Below are 9,204 nucleotides of genomic sequence, written 5' to 3' on the forward strand. Positions count from 1 at the left end.
ATATGACCAGACTGTTATCGATGCGGTTAGACAGGCTGGATACCAGCAGGCTGTAACCGTCAAATACGGCTGGGCCACCACACAAAGTCCCGCCCTGGAAATACCACGTATTCGTATCAGCCGTTACCTCACCCATGACAAATTTGCGGAGATGTTTCCCCCTCAGAGCAGGCCTTCCTCTGCGCAGCAATAGCGGAATCACAGCCACCCCCAGTCAGTAAGGCGGGTAATATATGCCTGCTCTTTTCCGGCATCCTGTAAAAACGGGTCACATTGTGGAATGATCAGGATGGGTGAGAATATAATTTAATGATTCGGCCTGATGATATCTGTTGCGGGGAGGTTTTTGTTATGGCTTGGGCCGCTATCCGCCGGGGATGGCTGACTGTTGTATTGACGGGATTGCTTTTTGTCATCGCTACAGCCTATTTGCGCCAACCCGCACCCGAGGTTGAGCCGCCCGCGCCCCCCACACCGACCCACATAATGGGAGAGTTTTTGAGCTGGAAGGAAATGGATCCGCTTTTTCCCCGCTATGCCTGCGCTACCGTGGTTGACTATGAGACGGGCCTGAGCTTTAGGGTGCAGCGCCGGGCCGGAGATCACCACGCCGATGTTCAGCCGCTCTCGGCGCAAGACACCGCCATTATGAAGAAGGTATACAGCGGTGAATGGGCCTGGAAACGCAGGGCAGTAATAGTCGCCCTGGACAACGGGCGGATGGTGGCAGCGTCGATGAATGGCATGCCGCACGGCGCAGGGGCTATACGAGGCAACAATTTTAAAGGACATTTCTGCATTCATTTTCGGGATAGTATGACTCACAGCTCCCGCAGCAGGGATACAGCCCATCAGGTCATGGTATGGAAAGCAGCCGGGGTATTGGAAGAACAACTGACAGGGCTGAATGCCGAACAAATCATAGAGGTGGCTTTGGAGGCCATTGCTCACGAAGATCCCTACATCCTGGAAAAGGTTACCCAGGGTGAAGGAAAAGAACTGTTGTTGCAGGGCCTGCCAACCATCGCCTGGCTGAAGACCCAATCACTGCAACCGATTGATGAACTGCATTTTACCGCCACGGTACAACTGATAAAACGGGGCAATATCAAGTCCGAATCGCGGGTTCTAAATGTGGAAGTAAAACAGGCGCCGCTGCATCTCCTGGTCTCATCCAACTCACTGCTGCCCTTGATGCAGTAAGTATTGAGCGTACGCTTGAACCCGGTTTTACGGTCGGCCCCGGTGTGTTTAACTAAGGCTCAACCCGTTCATCCAATTCAACCCAACAGCCGGTTATGGCGCGCAGGCATTTGGGACAAAGAGTGTCAAATCCCATCTCACGGCATATTAAAACACATTCTATGCAGATTGGCTTTAAACATAAGGTGCAGATTTCTATGGTTTCTTCCGCCTGGTGATAAATGCAAGACATGAGAACGCTCCTCCCCAGATATGATTATAGCTGAATCTATGTTGCGGTTGCCATGCAACTCTGAACGCACCGGGAATTTTCCTACCTTTCCCGGTGCAGCATTTCAATAACGGCCTGATCGGTAGGAAAAGCCAGGGCGGGAATTTCATTCAAAGCGAAATAAGCGACCATGTCAAGGTCATCACCTGCCTGAGGCGCGCCTCCAACCACCTCGGCCAGAAACCATATGCCTACAGTATGCCGTTCCGGGTCATGAAAGTTTGACTGCACGGCAAATACCCGGACAATGTCGATTATTAAATTGGTTTCTTCCCTGAATTCCCGCTTTACCCCGTCAAATACGTCCTCATCATACTCTAAATATCCGCACGGAATGCACCACAAACCGCAGTATTTTCCCCCATTTCTGCGCCCCAGCAAAATTTCACCCCGCTGGTTAAATACAATGGCAGCAACGCCTACAATGGGGTTTTCATACAGTATATACGCACACGCTTGGCAGGTAAGACGCGGGTGTTCATCATAATTGCGGTATTTAAGGGCTCCTCCACATAAAGGGCAATAAAAATAGCGTTGTGTTATGGGCTGCGGCTTTTGCTTCACGCGATTGATACCCCTGTTTAGTTGTCCCGGGGCCTAAAAAGCAACCTGCTCGGACCTTTATCGGTATCATCGTTTTCGCATAAAGTCAGCATGGATTCTGGCACGATCAGGACTTTACGATGCTCTTCCATCATTAATAAATACATCGGATCTCCTGGAGCCCTCAACCCTCTTTTGCCGACTATAACACCGGTGCAGTTGTTGTAGAAATGACCTTTTTGAGTGATCATGACCCTATTACCCAACTCCATAAAGCACACCTCTTTCACCGCCGGCAGATGCCAACGGACGTTTTTGGATTCAACCCTTTTCTAATATATTCTGTCGGGTTGATAGCTTACGGCACTCGCTTTTGCCATAATACTTCTTAATTATAATATATTGACAAGCCGATTGTATATCTGTGCCGGTTAGATCTCGCGGCTGATAAGATTAACCCGGCATTAAGCTCGCTGAAAATGAGATAGACTAAAAAAGGGTAGGGGGAGTTTGCGGAGAAATTTACCATCATCCTGAGCTGCGGACATAACGAGGATAGGTCATAAAGAGAATTAACCCGGAACATTTGCAGGCCATGGTAAAATGAAATGCATAAGTAAGGGGTCGTATTCCCAACTCCCGGGGTTAGTAGTTGAGGAAATCGAGAAGGATTCGCCCGGACGAAGCCGGAGGCGCAGCCCTGTCATATGATGCCTTTTGGGGCTATCCCAAATTTGTTTAGGTATCTAAACAAAAGAGTTTATAACCTGTTTTGCCGTCAGTGTACCAGTTAGGCCAGGGAGAATTCCAGTAAAATATTTTCGAAAATCTGGGCTACCGGCAAGATGCTTTTGATCTTGTATACATTGGCGCCAGAAAAAACCACACCCTCTTCCACCCGGCCATTACGGGCATTCAACAGGGCATCTTTAATGCAGTAATCACCTGAGCAATGGCGCAGGCAGGCTTCGCACTCTTCGGACATGGGAGCATCACCTGCTGCAATAAGATCGGTAAAGGTATTCTTAATAGCGCGTCCGGGCAGTCCTACCGGGCTCTTGATAATAATGACATCTTCCTGGCGGGCATTCAAGTAGACTTGTTTATACTCATCAGCCACGTCGCATTCCTCGCTGAGCAGAAAACGGGTGGCTATCTGCACGCCGTCAGCCCCCAGGCGGACCATCTCGGCCATATCGTATCCGTCGGTGATGCCGCCGGCAGCGATCACCGGAATTTTAACGGCCTGCTTGATTTCCGGCAATATCTCCTTGATGGAACGGTCCGTACCCAGATGCCCCCCGGCTTCACAACCTTCGGCTACCACGGCAGCGGCCCCGGATTTTTCCGCCAGGACAGCTGCACGGCTGGAAGATACAATCGAAACCACCGGCGTCTGAGATTCTTTGCACCAGTTAAAAATCTCTCTGGAGAAGCCAGCCCCGGTAAAAATAACATCTATATGCTCGTTGATCGCGGTTTTGACCAGCTGCATAAATTCTCGGGCCGCATACATGATATTCACGCCGATAATGCCTTGATTCTGGCTCAGTGCGCGGGCTGTACGGATCTGATCACGAAGATCGTCCAAACTTACGCCGGTTCCGCCGATCACGCCAATACCGCCGCAACGGGCCACGGCAGCCGCCAGTGACGCAGTTGATACCCTGATAGACATACCTCCTTGAATAATGGGAAAACGGGGTTTAAGGTTGCCTATTTTTAACTCCGGGAGCTGCACTATGAACCCTCCTAATCGATATTACTATAACTAGAATATTACACCATAAAATAAGCAAACATGCAATTTCTAAAAATTTCGTTATTTATGTTGTCAAAAGCACTATTGGCCGATAAACCAAATCCCATGAGAGAAAAGGAATTAAATGTCAAAAATAAGGCAATAATGGAATTGTTATTGACTTTCATCAATAATATTGGTTTAATAACCTCAACGTCCATGTGCACGAAAATGTGTACATATTATTTTGGGCTAATATCTAAATGAGGTGGTTTCAGCAGTGAGAGCTCAAATCCTTAGTGTGGGGCACGCCCTGCCAGAACGCCGGCTTACCAATCAAGAACTGGAGCAAATGGTGGACACCTCTGATGAGTGGATTATTGAGCGCAGTGGTATTCGTGAAAGAAGAATCGCCGATCAACAAACCAAATGTTCCGACTTAGCATATCAGGCTTCCAAAATGGCCCTGGAGAGGGCCGGACTCTCCGCTCAGCAATTGGACTTGATCATCGTGGCCACTGCCACTCCGGATATGTTCTTTCCCTCTACTGCCTGCATAGTACAGGATCTTCTGGGGGCCACCAATGCGGCTGCATTTGACCTCTCAGCCGGCTGCACGGGTTTTGTTTATGCCCTGGACGTGGCTCACAAATATCTGCTGTCAGAGGATTATCAGCATGTTCTGGTTATTGGCGCTGAAACGCTGTCGCGCATTCTTGACTACCGGGACCGCAATACCTGTGTCCTCTTTGGAGACGGGGCCGGTGCGGCAGTTATGGGAAAAGGAACCTCTGATTATGGCATTTTGAGTTCCATCTTGGGCGCTGACGGCAGCGGCGGGAAATTCCTTAACTTGCCCGCCGGAGGATCGGCCATGCCCGCTTCTCCGGAAACCATACAAAACCGGCTGCATTATTTGAAAATGAATGGACCCGAGGTGTTTCGCTTCGCCACCCGCATAACCTCGGAGATCAGCACCAGAGTGCTGGAAAAAGCGGGTTTTGCCTACAGTGATGTGGATCTATTTGTTCCGCACCAGGCCAACATGCGCATAATAAAAACCGCTATGAAGAGAATGAATATTCCTGCCGAAAAAACCTTGATTAATTTGGATATGTATGGCAATACATCTGCTGCCTGTATTCCCATAGGTCTGTCCCTGGCGCAAGAGGAAGGCCGTTTAAAAGCCGGAGACTTGGTCTTGATGGTCGCTTTTGGGGCCGGCCTGACCTTTGGTGGTGTATTGCTGCGTTGGGGGAGGGGTTAATATGTTTGCGAATAGAGTAACCGCGCTGTTAGGGATTCAGTACCCTATCCTGCAGGGGGCTATGGCATGGATTGCCGGGGGAAGACTGGCTGGAGCTGTGTCCCAGGCCGGGGGCCTGGGAGTGATTGGGGCTGGCGACGCTGATCGAGCCTGGGTGGAAAAAGAAATCCGCAAGGTAAGAGAGGCTACCGATCATCCCTTCGGGGTAAATTTGATGATGACTTCGCCTCATATCGACGATGTGGTCGATTTAGTGATTTCTTCAGGGGTAAATGTCGTCACAACCGGAGGAGGAAATCCTGGGCGTTATATGGAAGCACTCAAAGGTGCCGGTATAAAAGTATTGCCGGTGGTGGCTTCGCTGGCTTTGGCCAAACGCCTGAGCCGCCTGGGTGCGGATGCCCTGGTGGTAGAAGGCATGGAATCAGGCGGGCATGTGGGAGAAATGACCACTATGTGCATTGTCCCTATGGTAGTTGATGCTGTGGATATTCCGGTCATTGCGGCCGGAGGAATAGCTGACGGCCGGGGATATATGGCTGCCATAGCTCTGGGCGCTGAAGGGGTTCAGATTGGAACCCGCTTTATCTGCGCTGCCGAATGTGACGTTCATGCCGCATATCAGCAAAAAGTGATACAAAGCCGGGACCGGGCCACTGTTGTATGCGGCGCCAAGACCGGTCATCCGGTCCGGGCTATACATAACCGGTTCACCCGCCAGTATTTACAGGCCGAGGAATCAGGAGCCACCAAGGAATACTTGCAAGAACTGGGACGGGGGCGCTATCCCGCCGCAGCCGTAAAGGGTGAAGTGGACGAAGGCAGTATTCTGGCGGGACAGATTTGCGGATTAATCAATCGTGTTCAACCGGCTGCCGAGATTATCAAAGACCTGGTTGAGGACGCCCGTAGGGTGCAGAAACGATTGGGGGCATAACATGGCAACCTTAGCATTTGTGTTTCCCGGCCAGGGCGCACAGCAGGTGGGGATGGGCAAAGACCTTTATGAAAATTTTGAGTCAGCCAGAATGGTATTTCAACAGGCTGACGCGGCGGCAGGTTATGATCTTGGCCGGCTTTGTTTTGAGGGTCCCCTCGACAAGCTGAATCAAACCGAATTTGCCCAACCTGCGCTTTTGGCCAGCAGTGTGGCTGCTGGTGAGGTGCTTAAAGAGCAGGGTATTGAAGCGGTAATTATGGCCGGCTTGAGCCTGGGAGAATACTCCGCCCTGGTTTGTGCACAGGCTTTATCTTTACAAGCGGCCATACCCCTGGTGCAGCGCCGCGCCAGGTTGATGCAGGCGGCGGTACCGGCGGGGGAAGGCGCCATGGCGGCGGTCCTGGGATTGGATGATCAGGCTGTGCAAACAGCCTGCGCAGCGGATCAAGGTATTGTGGCTATTGCCAATTACAACTGCCCGGGCCAGTATGTTATATCCGGCGGCAGTGAAGCGGTGCAAAGGGTATCGGTACGACTGAAAGAATCCGGGGGCAGAGTGATGCCCCTGGCAGTTAGTGTGCCGTCCCATAGCGAGTTGATGAAACCGGCTGCTGAGGAATTGCGGCCTTATTTAGAAGCTATAGACTGGATAGAACCGATGGTGCCGGTAGTCAGCAATGTAAACGCTACCGCCAATCCAGCCTCGCGATTCGTGGATTTACTGGTTAGACAGCTCTATTCTCCGGTTAGATGGGAACAGAGTGTACGCTATATGATGAACCTGGCTGATTACTTCGTAGAAGTAGGTCCGGGCAGCACCCTGTCGGGATTGATCAAAAAGATCGATAAAAACCGGCTGCTGGGCCAGGTGAATGATGTGAAAAGCCTGGAAAAAGTAATAGAGAAGGTGAAGACCATATGAGTTCTAGAGTTGCACTGATAACCGGCAGTTCCCGGGGTATAGGCAAAGCGATCGCCCTGGCCCTGGCTGCAGACGGCTGCCAGATCGCGGTTAATTATTATGAAAGCGGCCAGGCGGATGCTGAAGTCAATGCCTCCAATCGCCGGGATGCCGAGGCGGTCGCCGGGGAGATTGAAGCCCTGGGCAGCAAGGCGGTAGTATTGGGCGCTGATGTCTCGTCTTCGCAGTCGGCCCAAGAACTGGTCGATCAGACTGTCAAAGTCCTGGGGCAGATCGATATTCTGGTCAACAACGCGGGAATCAATAGAGACAACCTGCTGCTGCGCATCAGTGATGAAGAATGGGATCAGGTGCTGAAAACCAATTTAAATGCAGCCTTTTATTGCAGCCGGGCTGCGGTTAAACATATGGTTAGAAAGCGCTACGGCAGAATCGTGAGCATATCTTCGGTAGTGGGCGTCGGCGGCAATGCCGGGCAGGCCCACTATGCGGCTTCAAAATCGGGACTCCTTGGGTTCACCTATTCGTTGGCCAAAGAATATGGCCGGCGCGGTATAACTGCCAATGTGGTGGCGCCAGGCTATATTCAGAGCGATATGACCGCCCGGCTGAACGCTGAACAGACTGCCCGGATAGCGGATAATATTGTTCTGGGGCGGCTGGGAACCCCGGAGGATGTTGCAGGAGTGGTAGCTTTTCTGGTATCATCCAGAGCAGATTATCTTACCGGGCAGCTGCTCCGGGTCGACGGCGGTCTGGGAGGCCTATAAAATTAAATTGAATTCAAATTGGTTCGTGGTCTCGAACCATTCAGTCTGTTCAATAAAAGGAGGATGTAAGCCATGTCAGTTTTTGAAGAACTCAAGAAGATCATTGTTGAAATCAAGGATATCCCGGAGGAGCAGATTACTCTGGAATCCAGCTTTGCGGACGATCTGGAGGCGGACTCGCTGGACATCGTAGAAATGCTAATGCTCTTGGAAGAGAAGTTTGACATTCAGATTCCGGAAGACGCCGCGGAAAAGATGAAAACCGTACAGGATGTGGTCGAGTACGTTGAGGCTAAATTGTAGCAGATAGTTAAGAATAGGGGTGATGGGATGCCGGAACGCAGGGTAGTAATAACCGGTTTGGGGGTGGTGTCGCCGGTCGGTCTTGATAAGGATGAATTCTGGAGCAACCTCCTGGCTGGGAAAAGTGGCATTGGCCTGATCGATCGCTTTGACGTCAGCCAGTTCCCCACCAGGATAGCTGCGCAGGTGCGGAACTTTGACGTGCAAAAATATATCCCCCGTAAAGATGCCCGGCGTATGGATCTGTTTGTGCAATACGCTTGTGCTGCCGCCAAACAGGCAGTCCTTGATGCGGCGCTAGATTTTTCAATCGTTGACCGGCAACGGGTAGGTGTATGGGTAGGGTCAGGAATAGGCGGCATCGAAACCCTGGAACAACAACATAACGTTTTGCTTAAACGGGGTGTAGCCGGTGTCAATCCCTTTTTTATTCCCATGATGATAGCTAACATGGCTTCTGGACAGGTATCTATTCTGTTCGGTGTGCACGGACCCAATGGGTGCACTGTTACTGCGTGTGCTTCTGGAACTAATTCCATCGGTGAGGCTCTGGGATTTATCCGCCGGGGCGAAGCCGAGGTGATGATTGCCGGCGGAGCGGAAGCAGCTGTTACGCCTATATCCATTGCAGGCTTCTGTGCCGCCAAGGCCTTATCGACCCGAAATGATGAGCCTGACAAGGCCTGCCGTCCTTTTGATGCAGAGCGGGGCGGTTTTGTAATGGGGGAAGGCTCGGGGATCGTTATCCTGGAGGAGATGGAGCATGCTAAACAACGCGGCGCCCATATTTATGCTGAATTGATAGGTTATGGAGCCAGCGGGGACGCGGTTCACGTAGTACAGCCCGATCCGGACGGGAAAGGCGCAGCCCTGGCCTTTAAGAATGCCTTGACTGACGCCGGTATAGAGCCGGAGCAAGTAGATTACATCAACGCCCATGGAACCGGAACTGATTTAAATGATCAGATGGAGACCAAGGCCATCAAGGCGATTTTCGGCCAGCATGCCTACAACCTCAGTGTCAGTTCCATAAAAGCTGCTACCGGCCATATGCTTGGAGCGGCCGGTGCGGTGGAGCTAATCGCCACGGTGTTGTCATTGCAGAATAATATCATACCGCCGACCTTAAACCTGGAAAATCCTGATCCTGACTGTGATCTGGACTATACCCCTCTGGTGGCCAGATCCAAACCGCTGTCGGTGGCTCTGTCTGATTCACTGGGCTTCGGGGGCCACAACGCAGC

Annotated in this window: 11 protein-coding genes and 1 pseudogene; 8 read left to right on the forward strand and 4 right to left on the reverse strand. The window is 51.4% G+C overall.

Features of this window, described 5'->3' with window-relative positions; genetic code table 11:
* Nucleotides 1-193: pseudogene (locus B3W37_RS08025) on the forward strand (hypothetical protein); the annotation flags it as partial.
* A 158-nt stretch (nucleotides 194-351) separates the two neighbouring features.
* Complete coding sequence (locus B3W37_RS08030; RefSeq protein ID WP_483175311.1) at nucleotides 352-1,203, forward strand: hypothetical protein; 852 nt, start codon at nucleotides 352-354, stop codon at nucleotides 1,201-1,203.
* Nucleotides 1,204-1,255: 52 nt separating this feature from the next.
* Here the strand turns inward: B3W37_RS08030 and B3W37_RS08035 are convergent, their stop codons facing one another.
* The 4 genes from B3W37_RS08035 to B3W37_RS08050 all read right to left on the reverse strand — a co-directional run bounded on the left by B3W37_RS08035 (nucleotide 1,256) and on the right by B3W37_RS08050 (nucleotide 3,758).
* Nucleotides 1,256-1,435 (reverse strand): hypothetical protein, encoded by a 180-nt coding sequence (locus tag B3W37_RS08035; RefSeq protein ID WP_483171486.1) that lies wholly within the window; start codon nucleotides 1,433-1,435, stop codon nucleotides 1,256-1,258.
* Nucleotides 1,436-1,516: 81 nt separating this feature from the next.
* Nucleotides 1,517-2,038 carry an NUDIX domain-containing protein gene (locus tag B3W37_RS08040; RefSeq protein ID WP_483171485.1) on the reverse strand — a complete coding sequence of 174 codons (522 nt, stop codon included), beginning with the start codon at nucleotides 2,036-2,038 and terminating at the stop codon, nucleotides 1,517-1,519.
* A 17-nt stretch (nucleotides 2,039-2,055) separates the two neighbouring features.
* Nucleotides 2,056-2,289 carry a hypothetical protein gene (locus B3W37_RS08045; RefSeq protein WP_481040993.1) on the reverse strand — a complete coding sequence of 78 codons (234 nt, stop codon included), beginning with the start codon at nucleotides 2,287-2,289 and terminating at the stop codon, nucleotides 2,056-2,058.
* A gap of 518 nt (nucleotides 2,290-2,807) precedes the next feature.
* Nucleotides 2,808-3,758 carry an NAD(P)H-dependent flavin oxidoreductase gene (locus B3W37_RS08050; RefSeq protein WP_481040991.1) on the reverse strand — a complete coding sequence of 317 codons (951 nt, stop codon included), beginning with the start codon at nucleotides 3,756-3,758 and terminating at the stop codon, nucleotides 2,808-2,810.
* A 280-nt stretch (nucleotides 3,759-4,038) separates the two neighbouring features.
* On the opposite strand from B3W37_RS08050, the gene B3W37_RS08055 reads away from it, so the two are divergent.
* The 6 genes from B3W37_RS08055 to fabF form a co-directional block, all read left to right on the forward strand.
* Entirely contained in the window at nucleotides 4,039-5,025 is a 987-nt protein-coding gene (locus B3W37_RS08055; protein ID WP_483171484.1) for a beta-ketoacyl-ACP synthase III, read from the forward strand.
* Nucleotide 5,026: 1 nt separating this feature from the next.
* Nucleotides 5,027-5,962, forward strand: a complete 936-nt coding sequence (locus B3W37_RS08060; RefSeq protein WP_483175312.1) for a nitronate monooxygenase — start codon at nucleotides 5,027-5,029, stop codon at nucleotides 5,960-5,962.
* 1 nt (nucleotide 5,963) lies between these two features.
* On the forward strand, nucleotides 5,964-6,887 hold the full coding sequence (gene fabD, locus B3W37_RS08065; protein ID WP_483175313.1) for an ACP S-malonyltransferase: 924 nt from the start codon (nucleotides 5,964-5,966) through the stop codon (nucleotides 6,885-6,887).
* Nucleotides 6,884-7,657, forward strand: a complete 774-nt coding sequence (fabG, locus tag B3W37_RS08070) for a 3-oxoacyl-[acyl-carrier-protein] reductase (RefSeq protein WP_483175314.1) — start codon at nucleotides 6,884-6,886, stop codon at nucleotides 7,655-7,657. The genes fabD and fabG overlap by 4 nt, the downstream gene beginning before the upstream one ends.
* A 72-nt stretch (nucleotides 7,658-7,729) precedes the next feature.
* Entirely contained in the window at nucleotides 7,730-7,960 is a 231-nt protein-coding gene (gene acpP / locus B3W37_RS08075; protein ID WP_481040981.1) for an acyl carrier protein, read from the forward strand.
* Between the two features lie 27 nt (nucleotides 7,961-7,987).
* Nucleotides 7,988-9,204 (forward strand): beta-ketoacyl-ACP synthase II (gene fabF / locus B3W37_RS08080; protein WP_483175315.1); only part of this gene is annotated, 1,217 nt, incomplete at its 3' end.

It is taken from the genome of Syntrophomonas sp. UBA5494 (assembly GCF_002426325.1).

Excerpts from the sequence above, each read along its gene's own strand:
- B3W37_RS08030 (WP_483175311.1), top strand. The coding sequence starts at position 352 with ATGGCTTGGGCCGCTATCCGCCGGGGATGGCTGACTGTTGTATTGACG.
- B3W37_RS08035 (WP_483171486.1), bottom strand. The coding sequence starts at position 1,435 with ATGTCTTGCATTTATCACCAGGCGGAAGAAACCATAGAAATCTGCACC.
- B3W37_RS08045 (WP_481040993.1), bottom strand. The coding sequence starts at position 2,289 with ATGGAGTTGGGTAATAGGGTCATGATCACTCAAAAAGGTCATTTCTAC.
- B3W37_RS08060 (WP_483175312.1), top strand. The coding sequence starts at position 5,027 with ATGTTTGCGAATAGAGTAACCGCGCTGTTAGGGATTCAGTACCCTATC.
- fabD (WP_483175313.1), top strand. The coding sequence starts at position 5,964 with ATGGCAACCTTAGCATTTGTGTTTCCCGGCCAGGGCGCACAGCAGGTG.
- fabG (WP_483175314.1), top strand. The coding sequence starts at position 6,884 with ATGAGTTCTAGAGTTGCACTGATAACCGGCAGTTCCCGGGGTATAGGC.
- acpP (WP_481040981.1), top strand. The coding sequence starts at position 7,730 with ATGTCAGTTTTTGAAGAACTCAAGAAGATCATTGTTGAAATCAAGGAT.